At 41.7% G+C, this 22844-nt stretch carries 17 protein-coding genes and 3 pseudogenes; 8 read left to right on the top strand and 12 right to left on the bottom strand.

Annotated features, from left to right (window positions below; translation table 11 throughout):
* Positions 1 to 19: 19 nt before the first annotated feature.
* Both AOT82_RS04680 and AOT82_RS04685 read right to left on the bottom strand, forming a co-directional pair.
* Positions 20 to 2098 (bottom strand): bifunctional protein-serine/threonine kinase/phosphatase, encoded by a 2079-nt coding sequence (locus AOT82_RS04680; RefSeq protein WP_071002019.1) that lies wholly within the window; start codon positions 2096 to 2098, stop codon positions 20 to 22.
* A gap of 3 nt (positions 2099 to 2101) precedes the next feature.
* Positions 2102 to 3604, bottom strand: a complete 1503-nt coding sequence (locus tag AOT82_RS04685) for a NarK family nitrate/nitrite MFS transporter (RefSeq protein WP_071002020.1) — start codon at positions 3602 to 3604, stop codon at positions 2102 to 2104.
* A gap of 609 nt (positions 3605 to 4213) precedes the next feature.
* Between AOT82_RS04685 and nirB the strand changes: the two genes are divergently transcribed.
* Positions 4214 to 6799, top strand: a complete 2586-nt coding sequence (gene nirB, locus AOT82_RS04690) for a nitrite reductase large subunit NirB (RefSeq protein WP_071002021.1) — start codon at positions 4214 to 4216, stop codon at positions 6797 to 6799.
* Between the two features lie 90 nt (positions 6800 to 6889).
* Positions 6890 to 7240: a nitrite reductase small subunit NirD gene (gene nirD / locus AOT82_RS04695; RefSeq protein ID WP_071002022.1), complete on the top strand. Its 351-nt coding sequence runs from the start codon at positions 6890 to 6892 to the stop codon at positions 7238 to 7240.
* A gap of 508 nt (positions 7241 to 7748) precedes the next feature.
* Here the strand turns inward: nirD and AOT82_RS14195 are convergent.
* The 4 genes and pseudogenes from AOT82_RS14195 to AOT82_RS13815 form a co-directional block, all read right to left on the bottom strand.
* On the bottom strand, positions 7749 to 8141 hold the full coding sequence (locus tag AOT82_RS14195; RefSeq protein WP_237182813.1) for a Fic family protein: 393 nt from the start codon (positions 8139 to 8141) through the stop codon (positions 7749 to 7751).
* Positions 8142 to 8223: 82 nt separating this feature from the next.
* Positions 8224 to 8853 carry a DUF4172 domain-containing protein gene (locus AOT82_RS14205; protein ID WP_237182788.1) on the bottom strand — a complete coding sequence of 210 codons (630 nt, stop codon included), beginning with the start codon at positions 8851 to 8853 and terminating at the stop codon, positions 8224 to 8226.
* Positions 8854 to 9340: 487 nt separating this feature from the next.
* Complete coding sequence (locus AOT82_RS04705) at positions 9341 to 9655, bottom strand: putative quinol monooxygenase (RefSeq protein ID WP_071002023.1); 315 nt, start codon at positions 9653 to 9655, stop codon at positions 9341 to 9343.
* A gap of 142 nt (positions 9656 to 9797) precedes the next feature.
* Positions 9798 to 9919, bottom strand: a pseudogene (locus AOT82_RS13815) (metal-sensing transcriptional repressor); the annotation flags it as partial.
* A 249-nt stretch (positions 9920 to 10168) separates the two neighbouring features.
* On the opposite strand from AOT82_RS13815, the pseudogene AOT82_RS04710 reads away from it, so the two are divergent.
* The 3 genes and pseudogenes from AOT82_RS04710 (at position 10169) to AOT82_RS04720 (ending at position 14220) form a co-directional block, all read left to right on the top strand.
* Positions 10169 to 11982 (top strand): annotated as a pseudogene (locus tag AOT82_RS04710) (monovalent cation:proton antiporter-2 (CPA2) family protein).
* 203 nt (positions 11983 to 12185) lie between these two features.
* The gene (locus AOT82_RS04715; protein ID WP_071002024.1) at positions 12186 to 13181 is read left to right on the top strand and encodes a zinc-dependent alcohol dehydrogenase family protein; all 996 of its coding nucleotides are present in this window, start codon (positions 12186 to 12188) and stop codon (positions 13179 to 13181) included.
* Positions 13171 to 14220 (top strand): zinc-dependent alcohol dehydrogenase family protein, encoded by a 1050-nt coding sequence (locus AOT82_RS04720; protein ID WP_071002025.1) that lies wholly within the window; start codon positions 13171 to 13173, stop codon positions 14218 to 14220. The genes AOT82_RS04715 and AOT82_RS04720 overlap by 11 nt, the downstream gene beginning before the upstream one ends.
* Before the next feature lie 296 nt (positions 14221 to 14516).
* Here AOT82_RS04720 and AOT82_RS04725 read toward each other — a convergent pair whose 3' ends face one another.
* Together AOT82_RS04725 and AOT82_RS04730 are read right to left on the bottom strand one after the other, a co-directional pair.
* Positions 14517 to 15395: a LysR family transcriptional regulator gene (locus AOT82_RS04725; protein ID WP_071002026.1), complete on the bottom strand. Its 879-nt coding sequence runs from the start codon at positions 15393 to 15395 to the stop codon at positions 14517 to 14519.
* Positions 15396 to 15436: 41 nt separating this feature from the next.
* Positions 15437 to 16512 (bottom strand): IS3 family transposase gene (locus AOT82_RS04730; protein ID WP_379542921.1). Its coding sequence is split into 2 segments (ribosomal slippage): positions 15437 to 16291 and positions 16294 to 16512, totalling 1074 coding nucleotides; the frame shifts between segments, so codons are not numbered across the junction.
* A 230-nt stretch (positions 16513 to 16742) separates the two neighbouring features.
* On the opposite strand from AOT82_RS04730, the gene AOT82_RS04740 reads away from it, so the two are divergent.
* From AOT82_RS04740 to AOT82_RS04750, 3 genes are all read left to right on the top strand, one after another.
* The gene (locus AOT82_RS04740) at positions 16743 to 17483 is read left to right on the top strand and encodes an SDR family oxidoreductase (RefSeq protein WP_071002027.1); all 741 of its coding nucleotides are present in this window, start codon (positions 16743 to 16745) and stop codon (positions 17481 to 17483) included.
* 73 nt (positions 17484 to 17556) lie between these two features.
* Positions 17557 to 18555 carry a zinc-binding alcohol dehydrogenase family protein gene (locus tag AOT82_RS04745; RefSeq protein WP_071002028.1) on the top strand — a complete coding sequence of 333 codons (999 nt, stop codon included), beginning with the start codon at positions 17557 to 17559 and terminating at the stop codon, positions 18553 to 18555.
* Between the two features lie 192 nt (positions 18556 to 18747).
* On the top strand, positions 18748 to 19032 hold the full coding sequence (locus AOT82_RS04750) for a putative quinol monooxygenase (protein WP_071002029.1): 285 nt from the start codon (positions 18748 to 18750) through the stop codon (positions 19030 to 19032).
* Positions 19033 to 19323: 291 nt separating this feature from the next.
* Here the strand turns inward: AOT82_RS04750 and AOT82_RS14075 are convergent.
* From AOT82_RS14075 to AOT82_RS04765, 4 genes and pseudogenes are all read right to left on the bottom strand, one after another.
* Positions 19324 to 20094, bottom strand: a pseudogene (locus AOT82_RS14075) (IS3 family transposase); the annotation flags it as partial.
* Positions 20081 to 20212, bottom strand: a complete 132-nt coding sequence (locus AOT82_RS14245) for a hypothetical protein (RefSeq protein ID WP_257785221.1) — start codon at positions 20210 to 20212, stop codon at positions 20081 to 20083. The gene AOT82_RS14245 and the pseudogene AOT82_RS14075, both read right to left, overlap by 14 nt.
* Positions 20213 to 20379: 167 nt before the next feature.
* Positions 20380 to 20979 carry a recombinase family protein gene (locus AOT82_RS04760; RefSeq protein WP_071002030.1) on the bottom strand — a complete coding sequence of 200 codons (600 nt, stop codon included), beginning with the start codon at positions 20977 to 20979 and terminating at the stop codon, positions 20380 to 20382.
* Positions 20980 to 21523: 544 nt separating this feature from the next.
* A complete protein-coding gene (locus AOT82_RS04765; RefSeq protein ID WP_071002031.1) occupies positions 21524 to 22687 on the bottom strand; it encodes a zinc-dependent alcohol dehydrogenase in 1164 nt (387 codons plus the stop codon).
* Positions 22688 to 22844: the final 157 nt, after the last annotated feature.

Here is a 22844-nt window from a genome sequence, read left to right on the forward strand (position 1 = left end):
ATTTACGTTTAACAAGGTTTTATGAAAAATAAATCAGCAACGATATGATAATGACAAATTGAATAAAGCAAATACTGTGCCAAACCAATAAGGGATGACGTATGATCAGCGGTTCAGGGTCTCTGGTATCGTTACTATTATCAGGATTAAAGTCTTGTAAGAACTCGCCAATCGCTTGATACCTTGCCTGCGTACTAGAGTGTAGTGCACGCATCAACGCTTGCTGGCTGGTAGCGGGCACTCGGTTTTGACGCAGGCGCTCGGCAGGTACAACTAGTGAGACAGATGGGTTCATCAACTCTTGCGAGCTAAACGGTAGCTCACCTGTGAGTAACTCATAACCAATCACGGCAATGGAAAACAAATCAGAATGCACGCCTTTTGGGGCATCGGTGTAATATTCTGGTGCAGCGTAGTGCAAATCGCCATTAGGAGGACGCGTACTATCTTTTAGTATGGAGGAGCTAGCAGAGCCAAAGTCGATTAACTTGACCGCACCTGATTGAGTTAATAATATATTTTCAGGCTTGATATCTTGATGCAGTAGGTAGTTTCGATGCATCACACGGACCGCCATGCCGATCTTAGTGAGTAAATCGTAAGTTTGCCAAATATCACAAGGGGCTTGACGATCCATAAAAACTCGTAGGCTCTCCCCTTCGATATATTCCGTTAAATGATATAAATAAGTGCTACTGGCAGGCACTGGGTAGTAGCGCAAAAGCCCCGATGCATTAGACGCATTGAAAGTAGCATTCAGTTTTTTAGAGACATCACTGGTTAAAAGCGGATCATGGGAGGATACGCTATTGGGGTTCACTTGATTGTAAGCGGGCTCACCAATACGTTTGTGCTTGGACAGGCTCAAACCGATTTTACGTTCCTTTAAAAACTCACGTAGATAATACCCATCAGCAATGACATTGAGACTTGGCGATTTCAAAACAAATGCATGCTGGTCGTTATCCTCTACTAAATACACCTCACTGCGAGCCGTACGCGCGATGATTTTTTTGACCACAAAATTATCAATCTGTGCCCCTACTGCCAAGCCCGTTGGTAAGCGATAGTGATTGATATCCTGAGCGTGACTACTGTCGCTATCCACACCCTGATCAAGCGCAATGCCGTTATCTGTTTCTCGATGCGTTTTACTCTTTATGATTTCATCGTTCATACCGAGCATGATTACACTGAGATTATCGTGGCTACCCTCGCTAAAGGCGTGCTCACATAAACGCTGGCTCATCTGCAGATGGTCGATGATTTGATTGGGACATGCCACTGATTGGTGCATGGCCTGTACCGCAGCACACAGCTCAAACTGTAGCTCTGCTGGCGTAATTGACTCATAAACCCCATCGGTCATGAGCGCCAAACACTCGTTTTGGTGCAAAGTGAACACAGATTGTTGCAGCTCCACTCGTGTGTCAGCACCGATAGCAGCAGACAGGGCTCCTTTATCCCGTCCGTGGTGGATATGATGGTCTTTGGTCAATAGCACCATACTGTCGACACCGATACGATAGATACGAGAGTCGCCTGTATGGAACAGATGAATACGGTCGCCTATGCATAGCAATCCTGATAAAGTCGATAATAAAGCTGGCAGGCGCTCATACGCTTGCGGGAAATAAAGCGCATCATTGGCTTGGTGCACCGCCTCCTTAATCACGATGGCAACTTGATCGTCATCAAAGCGGTGTAGTGGATTTGGCGATTGCTCTTGAGATTCGTTTGATATCTCATTTGCTTGCACCCTATCTGTCTGTACCATCTCTGCAAGTTTTGAGGTGATATGGTGTGTCACCGTGTTTATCACTGACTGACTGGCTTGTTTGGGAAACTGGCAAGCACTGACCCCATCAGCCATCAGCACCAATAAAGGCGCTGTAAAAGAAGGATGAGCCCCATGAAACGCTGACGATGATAACGATGGAAACCCATAAGGTAGGCAGGTCGTTATGAGTAGGCTATCTTGATTATCAGCTTTGCGTCCTGCCATCGTAAAAAAATCAGGCAGCCACAATGCAACGTCCGCATCATGGCTGCTTACTTGATTTGTTTGTTTAGGCGCTTGTTTGACGCTCTCATGCATAATTTAGCTCACTTGTATTTGAGCAAAGCTGCCATCTGGCATCTCTTCAATGATGACGCCTTCAGGCTCTTTTAATAAAAACAGCGCCAAGAAGCCAACCACAGCCGTTGCAGCAATCACAAAGAAAAACACCTGATACGATACCAGACTCAGTACGGTCAAATAGATCACTGACCCGACGTTACCGTAGGCGCCTGTCATCCCTGCAAACTGCCCGGTCATACTACGTTTAATCAAAGGAATCACAGCAAACACCGCACCCTCACCCGCCTGTACAAAGAAAGAGCAGAACATAGTAATCAACAGCGCAAGTGCGATCGGCCATGAAGAGTCAACGACACCCATCAACAGATAACCAACAGCCAAACCTGCGGTGAGAATCAAAAGAGTGATTTTACGACCGAATTTATCACTCAACCAGCCACCGCCAGGACGCGACATCAGATTCATAAAGGCGTAGCTTGATGCCAAGACACCTGCCATAACAATCGATAAGTTAAAAGTCTCTTGATAAAAAAGCGGCAACATAGATACCACGGCCAACTCTGAGCCAAAAGTCGCAAAGTATAAAATATTCAAAATACCGACTTGCTTAAAGTCATATCGGTGAGCTTTTGGCACAGGTGTGGTAAATACTTCTTTATTAAAACGATAACTACTGATAAATTCATAAACATATAACACCACCAACGCAATATAGACAATGTTGACACTTGCCTGATTCAGCAAACTCACACCAGCTGGTGATAATTTCCAAGCCAGTAATGCTAATGCCAAATACATCGGCAGTTTAAATGCCATCATGAGCCAGAAGTCACCTGATGAAGTCACCATCATGGCACCCGATTTTTTAGGTTTGAAATATGTGGCGCCCTTAGGGGTATCACGTACCATCTTATAAAAAATCACACTATAGAGCAGCATAACCATCCCTGAGGTAGCCGTTGCATAACGCCAACCTTCCTCACCGCCAAAGACGGCAGCGGCCGCAATAGCGACTGTCGGTAGTAGCAGTGCCGCGGCGGCAGAGCCGAAATTTCCCCAGCCCCCATAGATACCTTCAGCTGTACCCAGCTCATTGGCAGGGAACCAGTCACTCATGAGACGAATGCCAACCACAAACCCTGCACCAACGAAACCCAATAAAAAGCGTGATAGGGCTAGCGTATTGTAGTCTTGTGCAAAAGCGAAGGTGAAACAGGGAATTGCCCCAATGGCTAAAATTGCAGTGTAAACAAGCCGAGGACCAAAGCGATCGGTCAACATGCCAATGATGACCCGAGCTGGGATAGTCAAGGCAACATTTAATATCAATAAAGTTTTTACCTGGTCTTTGGTGAGGTTCAAACTCTCTCCAATCGCAGATAAGAATGGCGCATGGTTAAACCACACGAAAAAGGTGAAAAAAAACGCCATCCACCCAAGATGGAGAATTTTGTTTTTACCGCTAAAAGAAAAGATATTCAGGTTGTTTTTATTTGGCACATCAGGTTTCGATAAAGGCATAGACGATTTCCTCAAATGGCTAACATTAAAGTTATAAAAACACGTTATGAGTCAGAAACTTATCAGTTGTGACCATTAAGAGAGTGCAATGGATGTGCCAGCTGCAAATATAAAATTGACATAGATATAAAACATCATCTTTTTTAATAGGGCTACGCTTTATACCAGATAGCTCTAAAGGCATCCCAATTAAATAGTATTGCTTAGATAAAACTAAGTTACCTCTCGATTAAGTAAAGTAAGCGATGCACCTTTAAAGTAACAATCAAACCAATTTGGTGCATTTTCGCAACTATTTTGGTGCATAGGATGCAAATGACAACTATTAAAAAGATCATATTAAGCAACTACTTATAACAGAAAATAGTATCGCCAAAAGTACTGGCATGACCTTATAAACTGGTAAGGCTACATATTTTTTAACTATATAAGGGTTCGATAATTGAATGTCATTAATTGTGTTTGGCACGATTATTGAGGGCTTAATAGTTATAGGCATCTAAGTATTAACGACTATTTATCATTGAACCATCTAAAAATTAACTTGCGACTTTTGGATGGGACATTAGATGAAAGTATTTAAGCAAACCCATTACTGAGGATAGGCATATGAGTAGCACTATAGTAAGTACGATGAATAAAGCTAAATTAGTGGTGATTGGTAACGGTATGGTGGGACATCACTTTATCGAGCGAGCCATAGAGCAAGGCTTACACGATCAGTTTGAGATTCACGTATTTGCTGAAGAGGATCGCCCAGCTTATGACCGGGTGTATCTATCGAGCTATTTTGAACATAAAGATGTGAGTAAACTAAACTTAGTGGACTTGAGCAGGTATGAGGATGCGCAGATTCAGTTGCATCTCAATCAGCGAATCACAAACATCGATGCCGCCAATCAATGTATCAGCACAGAAGACGGTACCCAGATAGACTATGCTGTATTGGTATTAGCAACAGGCTCCTATCCGTTTGTGCCGCCAATTCCAGGGCGCGAGCATCCGCACTGTCATGTCTATCGTACGATTAAAGATTTGGATGATATTCTCAGTACTGCTGAGAAGCCAAAAGTCAAAAAAGGTGTCGTGGTCGGGGGTGGCCTGCTTGGCCTTGAGGCAGCCAAAGCCCTAGTCACACTAGGATTAGAGACTTACGTAGTCGAGTTTGCGCCTCAGCTGATGGGCGTACAGCTCGATGCTGCTGGCGGTGATATTTTAAAGCGTAAAATTGAAGGCCTTGGCGTCAAAGTACTAACAGGTAAAAATACTAAGGCCATTATCGACAATACCCTATCGGATGAAGCATCGTGTCATTTAACCATGCAGTTCGCTGATGATACCTCATTAGATACCGACATGATCGTCTTTAGTGCGGGTATTCGTCCGCAAGATGGCATTATCAAAAGCAACCCTGAATGCGGTATTGAAATCGGCACCCGTGGCGGTATTCTGATTGATGAAGCCTGCCGTACCAATGCCCCGAATGTATATGCCATTGGAGAGTGCGCCGTATGGGACAACACCGTTTTTGGCTTGGTCGCGCCAGGTTATAGCATGGCCAGTATTTGCGCCGCTCAAATTGCAGGCGATCACGCTCAGACCTTTACAGGCGCTGACATGAGCACCAAGCTCAAATTGATGGGTGTAGATGTGGGCAGTATCGGCGATGCGCACGGTGCAACAGAAAACAGTTTGAGCTATTTATACCAAAACCCTGCTGAGGGTATCTATAAAAAACTGGTAACCACAGCGGATAATAAGCGGCTACTGGGCGCTGTATTGGTAGGTGACACTGAGGATTACAACAATCTCTTGCAGCTATTTCTAAACGATATTGACCTGCCTACCCATCCTGAAAGCCTGATCCTACCCAACGTAGAAAAACCCACCATGGGTATCGAGAACCTGCCCGATAGCGCCACGATTTGCTCTTGTTACAACGTCACCAAAGGTGCTATTTGTGCCGCCGTTGAAGACGGTGCCTATACCATGGCAGAGGTAAAATCATGTACCAGTGCCGGTACAGGCTGTGGTGGCTGTGCGCCCATGGTGAAAGACACATTAGGTTATCAACTAACCGCGCTTGGTTTTGAAGTCAATAATGATCTGTGTGAGCATTTTGCTTACTCGCGTCAGGAGTTGTATAGTTTGATTCGAGTACAAGGCATTAAGACATTTGATGCGCTATTAGATGAGCACGGTAGTGGTCATGGCTGCGAGATTTGCAAACCAACCGTTGCCTCTATTTTGGCCTCTTGCTGGAATGATTATGTACTCAAACCCGAACTCACGCCACTGCAAGACAGCAACGATTACTATCTAGGCAATATTCAAAAAGATGGCACTTATTCGGTCGTGCCGCGCGTACCTGGCGGTGAAATCACTGCGGATAAACTCATCATACTCGGACAAGTCGCCAAAGAGTTCAATCTGTATACCAAAATCACTGGCGGTCAGCGCGTCGACTTATTTGGCGCACGTTTAGACCAACTGCCCGATATCTGGACACAACTGGTAGATGCTGGATTTGAGACGGGCCATGCTTATGGTAAATCTCTGCGTACAGTGAAATCTTGTGTGGGCAACAACTGGTGTCGCTACGGTGTCGATGACAGTGTGGGTTTAGCACTTAGACTAGAAGACCGCTACAAAGGCGTACGCTCACCACACAAAATAAAAATGGGCGTATCTGGATGTACCCGTGAGTGCGCTGAAGCGCAAAGCAAAGATTTTGGGATTATTGCCACTGAAAACGGCTGGAATCTCTTTGTCTGTGGTAATGGTGGCATGACCCCACGTCATGGCGAGCTATTCGCAACGGATCTTGATACGGATACAGTTGTCAAATATATCGACCGTATTATCATGTTTTATATCAAGACCGCAGATAAGCTTCAACGTACCTCTAAATGGCGCGAGAGCCTTGAAGGTGGACTTGAGTATCTACAGGCCGTTATTATTGAGGACAGTTTAGGTATCGCTGAGGAGCTAGAGTCACAAATGCAACTACTCATCGACAACTATGTTTGTGAATGGAAAGCCACCATTACTGATAGTGAAAAGCTCAAACGTTTCCGTCATTTTGTTAATAGTGAACAAGGCGATGACAATGTGGTATTCGTCACTGAGCGAGAGCAGATTCGCCCTGCAACCGACATGGAAAAGACGCAAATAAAAGTGACCGAATTGGCGTAATCTTAACGTGTCGGCGTCTATTAATATTAGACGCTAAATAATATTTTTTGTTATTGGTCTCATTTATATTTTACTATTAAGGATCTTCTGATGGCTCAGCTCACTGTGTGCAAAATCAATGATATTATTCCCGAGACAGGTGTCTGTGCGCTCGTAAACGGAAAACAAGTGGCTATTTTTTGCACCAAGCAGGCACAGTTATTTGCGCTTGATAATTATGACCCGTTCAGTCAAGCCAACGTCTTGTCTAGAGGTCTGATTGGCGGCACGACTATTACCAACGAGGATGGCTCTGCTGAAAATGTGCTATATGTCGCCTCACCTATTTATAAGCAGCGCTTTAATCTTGTCACAGGTCAATGCTTAGATGATGAAAACATTATACTCGACACGTATAAAGTCGAGCTTGAGGGGAGCGATGTCATCGTAAAATATAACTAGGTATTTGTGTGTCTGGCACATGCTACCTTCTAGACTATTTAAGCAGCCTTTGGCTTTAAGAGTCGAAGGCCGTTTTATTCTTCATCAAACCTTTTGTCATTCCCTAATAAATTAATGAAACTGATATCTGCTAGGAAGTTATCGATATTAAACAAGACTAGAAAAGCTATTTGTGACCATTTATAGATAAACACTAAAATGATAATGCACATTTATCACATAGGAGTAAGACATCTTGCTTTATTTTCTACAACCAATAACTGCACAGTAGATGTATAACAAAGTCTAAGCGCTTTTATCAGCTTGGGCTCTATGTTGGTCCCCTGTACATACAAAGAAGATCTTGTAGATGCAACCCTCTCATAAAGTTAAGACTTCCTTATCGTATCGAATATTTTAGACCTTCATAATGGAACTACTCATATTATGTCACTGAATGGGTTGTCTCTATTACCGCTTATTTGTATACTTTATTGCTGCCATAGCAGACTTGAACAATATAGTTTTATCATAAAACCAACTCATAACTCGTACTGCGCCCTGATGCTACGGATTTTTGCATCATACCCTTCTCTATTAAATCATTAATATCTCTTAGTGCCGTGTCTATAGAACACTTAGTCATGGTCGCCCATTTTTTAGTGGTGAGTTTGCCATAAAAATCAGTCAGCAAAATATTTAACATCTTCACTTGCCTATTATTTAAAGCATGCTGTCGATGCGTCTGCCAAAAGCCTGCCTTATTGATAATTCTATCCGTGGTTTCTTGAGCTATAATGAGGGATTGCTCTAGCGTTTGCAAAAACCACACCAGCCAATCCGTGATATCTTTATCACCTTTTTGCGTACGTTCTAGTATTTTGTAATAGTCGTTGCGCTGTTTAAGAATTTGCGCTGACATACTATAAAAGCGTTGGGCACTGTTATCGCTTTTTACCAGCATTCGTTCTGTGAGTGCTCGTGCTAGTCGTCCGTTTCCATCATTAAATGGATGCAGAGTCACAAACCATAAATTGAGCAACACCTGCTTTTATGACCAAATCTATATCGTCTTGCTTATTTGACGAAGTATTAAACCATAATAGAAATTTGTCTAGCTCATCTGGCAACCTATCTGCACTGGGGGCAACAAAATGAACCTGCTCACGACCATACCCACCAGACACTACTTGCATTGGTCCTTTACTATCATCACGGATACTGCCTGCTTGAATACGATAAAGCCCACTATATCCATTTGGAAATAATGCTCGATGCCATCCGAGTAGATCATCTAATAATAACAGTTGTTGATAACGATAGGTGGCACTTAGCATCATCTCTACCATTGCATCGATCTCACGAGTAGTGGTTGGCATACTGGCATTATCCAGCCCTAAGTGCCGCGCAACTGAAGAACGAACCTGCTCATCATTTAGCGTCTCACCTTCTATCTCAGAAGTTTTGATAATCTCTAAGGTCACCGCATCTAATTGTGCCTCAACATTCAGATCGAACCCTAGTGTTAGTAGCTTTCCTAATAAACGGCCTTGTAATATCCGCACACGACTGACGAGTGGCAATAGCTTCTTTCTTGTCCGACCATTGCCATTCAGTCCAATTTGAGTGCTCATGAATATAAGTAGTATGCTTCATACGTTCCCCAGAGATATGCAGAGATTAGAACAGTAATCTCCTTATGTTATGCAGAGAATAAGCAGTAGAAACAATACGTAGAAATTCAAAAACGACAATAGCAGACGTAATAAGAATAGATTCTCAACGAACAAACATAGTTTTTTTGTTCTGAGAATGGCTTGAGTAGAGGTAAAAACACTATGAAAATACAGTGCCCAAATACGAGTTAAATTTTATATAATAGTAATTTACTTCCTATTTTTTTACTAGTTTAATAGACTTCTTGCATAAGTCATCGTCAGCCCTTGTAACTCTGTCAGTGGAAATCAATGAACTGGTACTTTTGCAACAGATCTAATAACTATAGGTCAGTAAAATCAGTGTATGTAAGATAACGTCACTTCTTACATTTTCGTCGATCTACCTTGACATGGTAGAGGGTACTGCCTTTCATTCAAAATTTCAGGCAGCACCCTCATACATTTAAGCGTCGGTATGACCTGGTAGTTTACTAGCCAAAACATCTACTTTTTCAATAGACGGTGGCTCTGAAAATAGCTCATCGGCCTGATCCATCAAAGCAGCTGCAACCTTGCCAGATAAATGTGCTTCGCGACCCGCCTCATCAGGAAATGCATCAAAAATACCAAATGTTGTAGGTCCAAGACGTAGGCCAAACCACGCAACTGTCGCAGGTTCTTCCATTACAATAGGTAAACCGCCTTTAAGGAAAGCTTCCACTTCGTCTTCTTTACCCGGTTTAGCTTCAAGACGGACATATAAAGCTGTTTTAAGCATGACTAAAACTCCATAATTATTAGAATGAAAATTGATTTTTACATTCCTAATATATGCATGTCAGACAGTTTTGTTGTATAAAAGTTAAAAAAATTTCCCATAGCTGAGCCAAAATCTGGGTTTTTATTTCGACATAATGCTATTGTTGCAGAATTGCACCATATTCCACATTGTCTTCTAACGCTTTCTCAATCGCTTGCGTCGGACCTTTGATCTTTCTGACGCGTAGAAGAATCTTTTTTTGTCTTCAACCTCATTAGGCATCAGACCTCCTTATTTGCTAGCATTATTACTACAGTACCCATAGTATAAAAAAGCAATATTTTTTATAAACCTTAAAAATTTAGGTAGTGTTTCAAATGCAGTAATAAAATCATCCCATTGATTACTTGAAATTCGGGTATAGTGAATACTCAATTGTTTCAACTAACTACAAACCTGTTACACTTGTGTTTTGAATCTACTTTCTATATTTGAAGTGTCAACAAACTCTATACAAAATCTGAGAAATATATGAGTGCAGAAGCCACATCTATCAACCTTCTATCCCCTGTCATACTGCTCACAGCGGCAGTGATTTCAGTCCCCTTAATCAAGCGCCTAGGATTAAGCTCGGTATTGGGATATTTAATTGCAGGATTAATTATTGGTCCATTTGGACTAGCGTTTTTCTACGATTCTGCGTCTATTCTGCATGTTGCTGAGCTTGGTATTGTGATGTATCTGTTTGTGATTGGACTAGAAATGCGTCCATCGTATTTATGGAGTTTAAGAAAAGAAATTTTTGGATTAGGCACATTACAGATTAGTGCCTGTTCATTGGGGTTAATGGCGGTAGGCTTGGCCTATGGCTATTCTTGGCAGGTGAGTTTTGTATGTGCTGCAGGCTTTGTACTCACCTCGACTGCAATTGTGATGCAACTTTTGGGAGATCGTGGAGACATTGCTCAACCACGAGGACAAAAAATTGTCTCGATCTTGCTGTTTGAAGATTTATTGATTGTCCCTTTATTGGCAATTGTCGCTTTTATCGCACCGAATCATGTTGTTGAAAGTACTTCTGCGCGTTTGCAGAGCATTGGGATTGGTTTAATATCAATTGCAGGTTTAATCGCTGCAGGCTATTGGTTGCTTAACCCTTTATTTCGCTTATTAGCCGCAGCCAAAGCCCGTGAAGTCATGACTGCAGCAGCACTCTTAGTGGTACTCGGCGCAGCATTACTGATGCAAGTTAGTGGCTTATCGATGGCAATGGGGGCATTCCTTGCAGGGGTATTACTCTCCGAATCCACTTTTCGCCATGAGATTGAAGCAGATATTGAACCGTTTCGTGGCATATTGCTCGGATTATTTTTTCTAGGCGTAGGCATGTCATTAGACCTTAACGTCATAAAAAATAACTGGATGTTAATTTTAAGTGCTGTAATTCTGCTGATGTTTGTCAAAGCATCCATCATTTATCTGACTGCACGCCTGGCCGAAAGTTCACACTCTGAAGCACTTGATCGCGCACTACTAATGGCTCAAGGGGGGGGGAGTTTGCTTTTGTACTCTTTGCTGCCGCCTTGAGTGCTCAAATCATTAGTGCTGAGGAAAGCTCAAACCTGACTGCGATTGTAATCTTGTCGATGATTTTGACCCCGATTGTTGGCATTCTATTTAAACGTTTTACCCAAACTACAGAACAAACTTCTTTAGAAAATGTCCGTGTTGCTGAAGGACTTTCTGGAAAAGTACTGATGATTGGTTTCGGTCGTTTTGGACAAGTCTCCAGTCAATTGCTGCTTGCTCGAGGCATTGATGTGTCCATCATTGATAATGATATCGATATGATTCAAAACGCTGAAAGATTTGGATTTAAAATTTATTATGGCGATGGTTCTCGTTTAGATATTTTACATGCCTCTGGAGCAGATACGGCTGAAGCCATTGTTGTTTGCGTAGACCACAAAGAAACGACGAATAAAATTGTAGAGTTGGTGCAAAATGAATTTCCTATGGCCAAGTTACTGGTTCGCTCTTATGACCGTGAGCATGCGCTGCATTTAGTAAAACAAAATGTGGATTACATGATACGCGAAACCTTCGAGTCGGCAATGCTATTTGGCGGTGCAATTTTAGAAGAACTGGGTGTTGACCAGAGTGATGTTAAAGACATTAGCCAAGAAATCCGAGAACTAGACAAAGAACGTTTTGGAACTGAAACTGCAGCAGATGATGTCTATGCTGGTATCGGCTTGCAATATACAGGACCGCGTCCGACTGCACCTTTAATTAAACCAAAGCACACAGGGCAAATTCTAAATGAAGATGGCACTCAGCAATAATTTCACGTATTAAACCCAAATAAAAAAGAGGTCTGTGTAGATCTCTTTTTTGGTAAGCATCTGCTGAACCCTACTTCTTTAGTGAGCGGATAATATTTATTATTCATTATTTAGGAATTATTAAATCCTATAAATATCATTTATTGGATTAATTTACTTTGGTATTGTGCATATCATCCCCCAGTTAAGAATAAGGAACAACTATGAGTAAGATGATGAATGCGCTTATCCTAGAAAATTTTGGTGATCATGAATTTAAACGTGTAGAGCTCCCTATACCTCAGCCAGAGGCTGGGCAAGTTCTAGTACGTATTCATGCGAGTGGTGTAAACCCTATTGATTATAAAATTCGTCTTGGTGAAGCACCATATGCTATGCCAGAGCTTCCTGCCGTGTTGGGAACGGATATGGCTGGGGTTGTAACTGCTGTGGGTGAAGGTGTCACTCACTTCAACGTCGGAGATGAAGTTTACGGTCTGATTGGTGGCGTTCGTGGTCTTCAAGGATCTTTAGCAGAATATGTTGCAGTAGATGCTGATCTGATCGCATTAAAGCCACGCAATATCTCTATGCGCGAGGCAGCAGTACTACCATTGACGTTCCTCACCGCTTGGGAAGGTTTGGTGGATAATGCGAAGGTCCAACCAGGGCAAACTGTACTGGTTCAAGGTGGTGCTGGTGGCGTTGGTTATATGGCGGTTCAGCTTGCAAAAGCACTTGATGCAAATGTTTGGGCGACTGGTCGTACAGCTGATCAATCACTGATTTCAGAACTCGGTGCAACACCTCTCGATTACACAACAGCATCTTCCGATGACATTATTGCTGCAAGCCCTGAGGGTCAAGGTTTTAACATTGTTTATGACACTGTGGGTGGTCCAGTACTCGAAGCGTCACTTTCCATGACGACTCACTATGGCCACATCACCAGCTGTGCTGCATTTGGCAATCATAATTTAGCGAATTCATCTCTACGGAGTGCCACAGTGTCTGGCGTATTCGTCCTAATGCCGACGTTAACAGGCAATCGCCGTGCTCATCATGGTGATGTCCTTAAGACCGCGACTCGTCTCGTTGAGGAAGGTAAACTGCGTGCTATTGTTGATCCTCGTCATTTTACTCTAGACCAAGCGATTGAGGCTCATGATGCTGTTCAAGATCGCTCTGCCAATATTAAGGTAGTTATCGATGTCATTTAACGCACTTCAGGCCAAGACTTGGCGCTTCAATTGTATTGGAGATACAGATGTTCTGACATTAGAAACACTTCCTGTTGCTTTACCAGCCGCAGGAGAAGTTCTAATACAGATTAAAACGATCGGACTCAACCGAGCTGATGTAATGTTTCGGCGTGGTACTTATATTCAAAAGGCCGTATTCCCTTCTCGTCTGGGATATGAGGGAGCAGGCATAGTTCTTGCGGTAGGCGAAGGTGTACGCCAATTTTCTCCAGGAGATGCAGTATCGATTCTTCCGACTGACAATCTAGCCAAATATGGGACATATGCGGACAAGCTTCTGATTCCAGAAAATTTTTTAGTTCACAAACCCGATAGCTTAAGCTGGGAAGAAGCTTCTTCAATCTGGATGCAGTATTTGACGGCTTGGGGTGGTGTAATCCATGCTGGTGGATTATCAAAAGGAAAAACGATCTTGATCACAGCAGCTTCAAGTAGCGTAGGACTAGCTGCGATACAGATAGCTGAAGCAGCGGGTGCTAAGGTCATTGCAAGTACACAGACGATAGAGAAAAAGCAACGTTTACTGGATCTCGGTGTTAAAGATGTTATAGCCAGTGAAGATGAACCAGATTTGTATGAGGCGCTTGTTTCACGTTTGGGTGAAGAACATCTTGATGTCGCCTTCGATGCTGTAGGAGGACCTCATATTGAACAGATTGCCAAAGCGATGTCTGTAGGAGGAACGATGGTTATGCATGGTGCACTTAGCCCTGAGATCACACCATTTCCCCTTAAAATTGCATTACGCAAGAGCTTAACCATGCGAGGTTTTTTGTTCCTTGAGGTTCTGCATGACCCTGTTCTAAGGGAGCAAGCCAGACGATTTATTCTTAGCAGTATAGGTGCAGGATATCTTCGTCCAGTGATCGACCGTTGCTTTAACTTTGAGGACATGCATAACGCTCAGCGCTATCTTGAATCAAATCAGCAAATAGGAAAAATTGTAGTTACTCTAGGGCGTGTTGAACATTCGCAAATAGGCACTGCTGATTGCTAAAATTGTTCCAGACAAGGCACAAAGCGACGATAATGCAGATGCCTTAGCGAGATTTGTAACGCAGTATGGGGCAATTTTAGCATCAGCCCCAACGATAAAAGCAGGGGACAGGACTCTTTTTTGCCGCTTCATCGTTAAAAATAAGCGCTTAGAATGACTAAACTTATTATTTTTAACATCGAATCGCCTAAAAAATAGTCGCTGTCAGTGCCATGGTCGAATGTTCAACACGCCCTAGATACATGATGGTCTTATCTGACTTCTACTGTCTAGAAAAAAGGTTAGTTCCATCTGATTCAGGTTTCTATATGGCCCAGCACTTCCACTAAGTAATCAAACAATGCTCGGATTCGCAAAGGTGTCGGGCCCCGTTGTGGACGATATAAATACAGGCGCCAAACGGGAGAGCTTTCCTCATGAAGTATCTGAATGAGCTTACCACTCCTAAGCCACGGCAAAACTAGAAATCCAGGCATGTGTCCGAATCCAACGCCAGCGAGAATCGCTTGAAATTCAGCTTCTAGATCATCTGTAATAAAACGAGGCTTTGATGGCGTGAAGCTTCGACTTTCGGTGAATGTCCATGGCCAGTAACGCCCTGTTTTATGATCGAATAGTGCTGTTAGAGGGTATTTATCAAGGTCAATAATTTTTTTGGGCATTCCAACCTTATCAATTAACTCTGGCGTACCCACAGAATAAAAGTTCACTTTCGCCAATTCCCTTGCTACATATCGATTGTCCGGCAAAAATCCAAATCTGATCCCGATATCTATCCGCTCATCGATCACATCCGAATGTGAATCTGTGAGCACACAATCCACGACAATATCTGGATAACGTGTGGCAAATTCTGCTAGTGCAGGTACGACCAATTTACGCCCTAACACAGACGACACAGTAAGACGCACAGTCCCGCGCATTTCATCTCGTTTTTCCTTGGTGTCTTTTACAAACAAAGCATCGATCGATCCCACCGCAAAACGTGCTTGCTTTGCCAGACGCTCTCCATCAGCGGTAATTTTAATTTGTCGAGTACTCCTGTAGAACAGAATCTCTCCGCGCTGCTCTTCTAGCTCTTTTATTGCTCGTGTCACTACCTGCGGGGAAATCCCTAGCTGAGTTGCTGCCTCTTTAAAATTTCGAGACTCTGCTGCGACACAAAAGATACGCATTGTAAATACCCCATTCTTAACACAACATCATCGTAGAATTGTTAAGCCACCTGCCTGTACTCAGCAGGTGTCATATCATTAAGTGAATCATGGGGTCTTTCGTTGTTATAAACCTTGATCCAGTCTTCAGTCAGCATATTGACCTCGTTTAAATTGTTGAAAAGGTAGCAATCTAAAACCTCATTGCGATAACTGCGATTAAACCGTTCAATATAAGCGTTCTGATAAGGACAGCCAGGCTCGATATAATCAATATAGATGCCATGAGCTGATGCCCAATCAGTGAATACCCTGGATGTAAACTCACTGCCGTTATCCACACGAATTTGCTTAGGATAACCATGCCACTCAGCCAGCTGATCAAGGTAGCGAATCACTCGGAGTGAGGGAATACTGGTACCAATATCAATGCCTAATACCTCACGGTTATAATCATCAATCACATTAAAGGTTCGAAAGCGAATATTGTTGTGTAGTCTGTCGCTCATGAAGTCCATTGACCATGTATGCCCCAATGCATTTGGCACACTTAGCGGCTGAGGGTTACGTGTTGGTAAGCGTTTTTTAGACTTGCGGCGTAGGTTTAAGTTTAACGCTGTATAAACTCGATGTACGCGCTTATGATTCCATGAATAGCCAAGCTTACGTATACGTTTAAAGCACTTTGGAAAGCCCCAGCGATTGTGCTTGTCAGTAAGCTCATTTAAGACATCAACAATCTCACTATCATCAAATAGCTTAGGCTTATAGTAGTAAGCGGTTCGACTCATGCAGACCACCTGACAACTCACTGCAATGCTGACATCATACTGCGCCTGTAATTCTTGCGCCCAGACTTTGCGCTCGGGTACAGGCGCTATAGCTTTTTTATGATCTCTTCCTGCATTTGCGCTTTGAGGCTTAAATCAGCATACATCTGTTTGAGCCTACGGTTTTCTTCTTCAAGCTCTTTTAATCGCTTAACATCAGAAGCTTCCATACCACCGTACTTGGAGCGCCATTTATAGAAAGTCGAGCTAGCAATCCCGTATTTACGGCACAGCTCTTTAGCAGGTATTCCAGCTTCTGCTTCTTTTAAAATGGATACTATTTGGGTCTCAGTCATTCGTTTGCTCATATCAAAACTCCTTATGGGTATTTTATAAGAAATTCTACGTTTGAGCTGTGTTATTTTAGGGGATAGTTACAGCATCATTTCTAATTTGTTCTGCATGTCCAAACCTGTGTTATGGTAATTATTCCGTAAATAGGAATTCTGAAAGATAATATTATTCATTTATTATACCTAGCAAGGCTGTAATACTTAACCCTCAAATATGATTGACAGATAGGTTAAAGGTTACTTGTATGAATAATATAGAAAATAAAGTTATTGTTATCACTGGTGCAAGTAGTGGTTTAGGTGAAGCTACTGCTCGCTTACTTGCTAAAAAAGGTGCAAAGGTTGTCATTGGTGCTAGACGTACTGAAAAATTAGAGGCTATTGTTCAAGACATTCGTGCTGAAGGTGGTCAAGCTGAATTTATTGGTGTGGATGTAACCAAGCCACATGAAGTGCAAGCACTTATTGAAAAGGCATTAAGCGCATTTGGTCAAATCGATGTATTGGTAAACAATGCTGGATTAATGTCTATTGCACCATTAAGTGAGCTAAAAGTTGATGAATGGGATCGTATGATCGACATTAATATTAAAGGTGTTCTTTATGGAATAGCAGCTGCCCTACCTGTTTTCCAAAAACAAAACTTTGGACACTTTATTAACCTCTCATCTGTTGCAGGGGTAAAAGTATTTAGTCCAGGAGGTACTGTTTATAGCGGTACTAAGTTTGCTGTAAGAGCCATCTCAGACGGCCTTCGTCATGAAGTTGGAGAAACAATTAGAACGACTACTATTGAGCCTGGTGCAATTGAGTCAGAACTAAAATTCGGTTCTTCTCATAAAGAAAGTTCAGAGTTTGTTACTGATTTCTACAAACAAGCCATACCATCTGACTCAGTCGCTCGAGCAATTGCTTATGCAATTGAACAGCCTGCGGATGTAGATATTAATGAAATTGTTTTACGCCCAACGAGCCAAGAGTTTTAATGATTGAATAATATAAAATGGGAGCACTTCGCTCCCATTTTTACTCTATTTTTTTAAAGCTGAGGACAAATCTATGAAAGCCGTATCGTATGTTATAAACAACCATGATGATTTTAAAAATTCATTGGTAGATATTGAAAAAGCGAAGCCTACGCTTAAAGAGCGTGATGTACTGGTAAAAGTTCAGACAATCTCTGTGAATCCAGTTGATACCAAAGTGAGAAAAAATTCGTCTGAAGCAAATAATCGTATTTTAGGTTGGGATGCCGTTGGGGAAATTATTGAAGTTGGCTCAAAAGTTACCTCGTTTAAAGTAGGAGACTCTGTTTGGTATGCTGGCGATTTAACCCGAGATGGTAGTAATGCTGAGTATCAAGCCGTCGATGAACGAATTATCAGTCTTAAACCAACTACAGTATCTAATGCAGAAGCAGCAGCATTGCCATTAACTGCAATAACGGCATGGGAAATGCTGTTTGATCGGCTTCAAATTTCAGAAACAGAAGTTGGCAGTATTTTAATTATTGGTGGTGCAGGTGGTGTAGGATCAATCGCTATCCAACTTTTAAAAGCAAAAACAAATCTGACCGTTATAGCAACAGCGTCACGTGAAGAAACAAAATCTTGGGTGGAATCACTTGGTGCTGACCATGTCATTGATCATAGCAAAGATTTAAACGAACAAATCGAGACACTAGGCATTGCAAAACCAAAATACGTATTCTCTACCAATCATACAGACACCTATATCGAGCAAATAGTTTCTCTGATTGCACCACAAGGCAAGCTTGGATTGATCGATGATCCACAAACCTTTGATATTATGCCGTTTAAGACTAAATCTATTTCTATCCATTGGGAGTTGATGTTCACCCGTTCAATGTATGAAACCGATGATATTGAAAAGCAAGGTGATCTATTGCAACAGGTTGCCCAATTAGTTGACCAGCAAAAAATTAGAAGTACCCTCAACCAAAATCTAGGCAAAATTAACGCTGCAAACTTGGAGAAGGCACATAAGCTGCTTGAATCAGGCAAGTCAAAAGGCAAAATTGTACTAGAAAACTTCTAGAGCGTGTCCCTAATTCAAGCGTTTATGACTAAATGGGCTAAAAATGGCTAAATCTTTGGCAAACGGTGTCAAATAGCTGGCCAATATCTTGATATTACCTGCGCTATTTTCCTTGTTTGCCTTTAATTTATCTCATTTTTATCATCATTTTTAAAATAGGGACAAGCCCTAAAACAAATTCAAGGTGAAATAATGACTATTTCAATAGTTGCGAACTTTAAGGCAAAATCAGATCAAAAAGAGACGTTAGAAGCGCTTTTAAAAAGTGTAATAGAGCCTACGCTTCAAGAAGAAGGGTGCTTGAAATATGAGCTTTATATTAGCGAAAATGACTCGAGTAGATATTTCTTCTTAGAAGAATGGCGTAGCAGGGAGGATTTAGATATCCATATGGCCACTGATTATATTCAAAGTTTATTTGGTAATGTCCAATCGCTCATTGAATCAAGTGATATTGTAGAAATCAAAAAAATATAGCTGTATAGTCAATCCACTATAAAAGCGTTACAGCGTTAACCTTGCTTGAAGTATGACAGATACATCTGCACTCGGCTGCCTTGTACCACTCTCAAATTGGATTAACTATATTTGGACATTATGATGAAGTATTCTTCAAATTAACATAGAGACTTAGCAAGCTAACATAAAAATGGGAGCTATAAGCTCCTATTTTTTGAGTGAAACGCCCCGACTATATCGGAGAGTGGATTGCCTGAGTCAGTCAGCTTTGTCTGACTCACTAAGACTATCATAGTATCGTCTCTCAAACTAAAAAGGCGACACATAACCAATTTTACTATGCAAACGGGTTTTGTTAAACCAATCGACCCATTCAAGGGTTGCCAGTTCAACATCGTTCCCACCAGTCCAGTTTTGCTTTAAATAATGAATCACCTCGGTTTTATACAGCCCGTTAACCTTTTCAGCCAACGCATTGTCGTATGAATCACCTTTGGTACCAACAGAGGCAATGACGCCAGAATCCGTCATCCTAGAAGTATAGCGAATGGATAAGTACTGAGTCCCGCGATCACTATGATGAATGACATCTTTAGGATGGTTTCTATCTGCTATTGCTTGATTTAATGCCGCCATTACCATATCAGTATTCATACGATTAGAGACATTCCAGCCCACAATAGCGCGGGCAAACACATCAATGATAAAAGCGGTATAGACCCAGCCGCACGTTGTTTTGATATAAGTAAAGTCAGCAACCCACAACTAGTTAAGACGATAAGCGCTAAAGTTGCGATTGACTAAGTCATCAGCGCGTTTTTGGTCGTCACGGCTGTTGGTGGTAATCTTGCCTTTGCCACGCCAGATGCCTTGTAGGCCATACTGCTTCATTAATCGCTCTACGGTACACCGAGCAACCTTTAACTCGTCAGCTTTCATCTGCTGCCAGACTTTACACGCACCGTAACGGCATTTGCTGTCCTGCCAAATACGTTTAGTCTCATTAAGGTAGAAATCGTCATGCTGACTACGCTGTGAACGTTTTTCAGGCGTTTCTCCTAGCTCTTTAGCCCGCTGATAGATAGGTTTGTCTGCGTCCACCGATACTACTGCTGACATATAAAGGGGAAACCAGCTCGATGCTGGCATAACGGATAAGCCATGCTGCGCCAATAGGATCTGAGATGGGGGTATTCATTATGAGTGGCTCAATCGATTATAGATAAGCCATTTTGCGTAAAAACAATTATGAATGCAATATAATGATTATAATGAGGCATTATTGCATTAAAACGATTTTTATATGACGTTGTGATGCCTTTAGATAAAGCCCAAAGGTCACGTTGAGTCGATATTTAAAACACCTCAGCTATTAACCTGCTTTAAGACACGATAAACGGTAGCTACGCCAACACCAACCGCCTTAGCGATCTCTTCTTTTGTCATATTGTTTTGACTGGCCAATGCTCTAATACGATTGTGTTTTGCGGTATTGGTTTTCTTACCAGTGGGTTTATAGCCACTGTTGGCCAATCCTTGTTTAATGCGCTCTCTACGCTTGTCATTATCAAGCTTTGCCATGGTCGCTAATAAATCGATCAGCATATCGTTAATCACTTTTAGGATCTCACCTGTCATACCGTCACTCATCGTATGAGTGGTTGGTAGATCAGCCACCACCAATCGTAAGCCTTTATCTTTAATACGCTGCTTTAGAATCGCAAAACCATCTTGAGATAGCCTGCTTAATCTATCCACGCTTTCAACCAATAAAATATCGCCTTGCTCGGCGTCCTTTAGCAACTTAGCTAAGATTGGTCTATCGAGCTTTGTACCACTGAAGTGCTCAACGTAATCAACATAGCTATCACCATAGCGGCTACTGAAGGCAACCAAATCTACTAATGCTCTAGTAGTAGCGTCTTGGTCCTTAGTGCTGGCTCTCACATAAATACGAACGGACATAATGCCCCTCTATTACTTAGACTTAATAATTGATGTTCATTGATAATAGCAAGATATTACTATCATTTAAGATCAAAAAAAGTCAAATGATAGATAGGTTATCGTTTAGAGGTTTTATGTTTTGGGTGTAGTGCAATGGGAAGATAGAACTAAGACAATTAAAGAGCTGATTAAAGAACTCCAAAGTTTTGGGTAACAAAACTTGATTGTTATGATAACTAATGATGAAGGTGAAACATTTAACTCGGTAAAGTTGGTTAGCAAAGGGTTTGTAGCTAATAAAGATGATCCTGATAAATATAAGAAAGTTTATTGTGCTTTACACTTCTAAGCTTTAAGACCATCTAAGACAGTTAGTTAGTTTTTTTAATCCCTAAACCCATGAAAATCGGTTGGGGAATGATTTTTTTGCCGTGTGCAGAGAAAAGCAAGTCAAAGATTTTTTTACTAGCTGCTTTAGCGATAACCATTATTTAAGACAATCTCGTTAAAGCAGCTATGACCTAATCTTTAAATGTTAAAAGTAAAGGGTAAATTTGAAAAATTAAGGAGTTAAAATGACTTTACGACATTCTTCTTCACGCTTTTCGAAAATTTCATAACCTTTAGCAGCGTCAGACAAATTCATACGGTGAGTAATAATAGCTTCAGGTGATAAATCACCATTTTCAATATACTCTAATAATTGTGGTAAATACTTGTGTACATGGGTTTGGCCCATTTTGAAAGTAAGCCCTTTATCAAAAGCGTCACCAAATAAGAAACCATGAATGGGTCCTGCATACACACCAGGAACACTAACGACCCCGCCACGACGCACAGCTGCAATACATTGACGTAAAGCTGCACCACTTGACCCTTCAATTTTCAAATTGGTCATTATTGTTTCTAGCATACTGCCCTTGGCTTCAAAGCCAATCGCATCAATAACTCCGTCAACGCCGCGATGTCCTTTGGTCTGTTCAATGATGAATTCAGCAGCATCTACCTTATCGAAATTAACCGGAATAGCCCCGTACGTATCTTTGGCATACTGCAAACGATAGTCATTATGATCTACCACGAAGATCTGCTCAGCGCCTAACATTTTGGCACAAGCGGCTGATAACAACCCCACAGGGCCCGCTCCATAAATAGCTACGGTTGAACCTTTAGTAATATTGGCATTAGTCACGGCCTGCCAAGCAGTTGGTAAAATATCTGATAAAAATAAAACCTTCTCATCTGACAGTGAGCCATTTACTTTGAACGGACCAAAATTACCTTTAGGAACCCGTACAAATTCTGCTTGTCCACCAGGAATCCCACCATATAAATGGCTAAAACCAAATAAAGCAGCCGGTGGCGGAATTATTTTTTTATTAATAGCAGCGCCTGGGCCTGTATTTGTAGTCTCACAAGCGGACATTAGGTCATGCTGACAGAAAAAGCAGTTACCACATGCAATAACAAAAGGAATAACAACTCTATCGCCTTTTTTAACAGCAGTGACTTCAGAGCCTACTTCTTCAACCACACCCATAAACTCATGACCGAAGATATCGCCTTCCTCGGTTGCAGGCATTTTGCCACGATATAAGTGTAAATCTGAGCCACAAATTGCAGTTGCAGTCACACGTAAAATAACATCATCTTTTTCTTGCAGTTTAGGTTCTGGGACATTGTCCACTCGCACATCTTTAGCACCGTGGTAAGTTAAAGCACGCATAATTTCTCCAGTTAAGTAAAGCTTGCAAAATCTCGATAAACAATAATCTGTGATAATACAAGATGAAAGTTATTAGAAACAATGGTTTATGTTATCTAAGTTAAGTATTACTCAATTATATTAGCACCTTGAAAAAAAGATTTATAATCAACGTGTG

The organism is Psychrobacter sp. AntiMn-1 (genome assembly GCF_001854065.1).
Lineage (GTDB): Bacteria > Pseudomonadota > Gammaproteobacteria > Pseudomonadales > Moraxellaceae > Psychrobacter > Psychrobacter pacificensis.

Bases quoted from the DNA above. Each gene is read 5' to 3' on its own strand.
- AOT82_RS04680 (WP_071002019.1), bottom strand. From the start codon at position 2,098: ATGCATGAGAGCGTCAAACAAGCGCCTAAACAAACAAATCAAGTAAGC.
- AOT82_RS04685 (WP_071002020.1), bottom strand. From the start codon at position 3,604: ATGCCTTTATCGAAACCTGATGTGCCAAATAAAAACAACCTGAATATC.
- nirB (WP_071002021.1), top strand. From the start codon at position 4,214: ATGAGTAGCACTATAGTAAGTACGATGAATAAAGCTAAATTAGTGGTG.
- nirD (WP_071002022.1), top strand. From the start codon at position 6,890: ATGGCTCAGCTCACTGTGTGCAAAATCAATGATATTATTCCCGAGACA.
- AOT82_RS14195 (WP_237182813.1), bottom strand. From the start codon at position 8,141: ATGTCAGCGCAAATTCTTAAACAGCGCAACGACTATTACAAAATACTA.
- AOT82_RS14205 (WP_237182788.1), bottom strand. From the start codon at position 8,853: ATGAGCACTCAAATTGGACTGAATGGCAATGGTCGGACAAGAAAGAAG.
- AOT82_RS04705 (WP_071002023.1), bottom strand. From the start codon at position 9,655: ATGCTTAAAACAGCTTTATATGTCCGTCTTGAAGCTAAACCGGGTAAA.
- AOT82_RS04715 (WP_071002024.1), top strand. From the start codon at position 12,186: ATGAGTAAGATGATGAATGCGCTTATCCTAGAAAATTTTGGTGATCAT.
- AOT82_RS04720 (WP_071002025.1), top strand. From the start codon at position 13,171: ATGTCATTTAACGCACTTCAGGCCAAGACTTGGCGCTTCAATTGTATT.
- AOT82_RS04725 (WP_071002026.1), bottom strand. From the start codon at position 15,395: ATGCGTATCTTTTGTGTCGCAGCAGAGTCTCGAAATTTTAAAGAGGCA.
- AOT82_RS04740 (WP_071002027.1), top strand. From the start codon at position 16,743: ATGAATAATATAGAAAATAAAGTTATTGTTATCACTGGTGCAAGTAGT.
- AOT82_RS04745 (WP_071002028.1), top strand. From the start codon at position 17,557: ATGAAAGCCGTATCGTATGTTATAAACAACCATGATGATTTTAAAAAT.
- AOT82_RS04750 (WP_071002029.1), top strand. From the start codon at position 18,748: ATGACTATTTCAATAGTTGCGAACTTTAAGGCAAAATCAGATCAAAAA.
- AOT82_RS14245 (WP_257785221.1), bottom strand. From the start codon at position 20,212: ATGAATACCCCCATCTCAGATCCTATTGGCGCAGCATGGCTTATCCGT.
- AOT82_RS04760 (WP_071002030.1), bottom strand. From the start codon at position 20,979: ATGTCCGTTCGTATTTATGTGAGAGCCAGCACTAAGGACCAAGACGCT.
- AOT82_RS04765 (WP_071002031.1), bottom strand. From the start codon at position 22,687: ATGCGTGCTTTAACTTACCACGGTGCTAAAGATGTGCGAGTGGACAAT.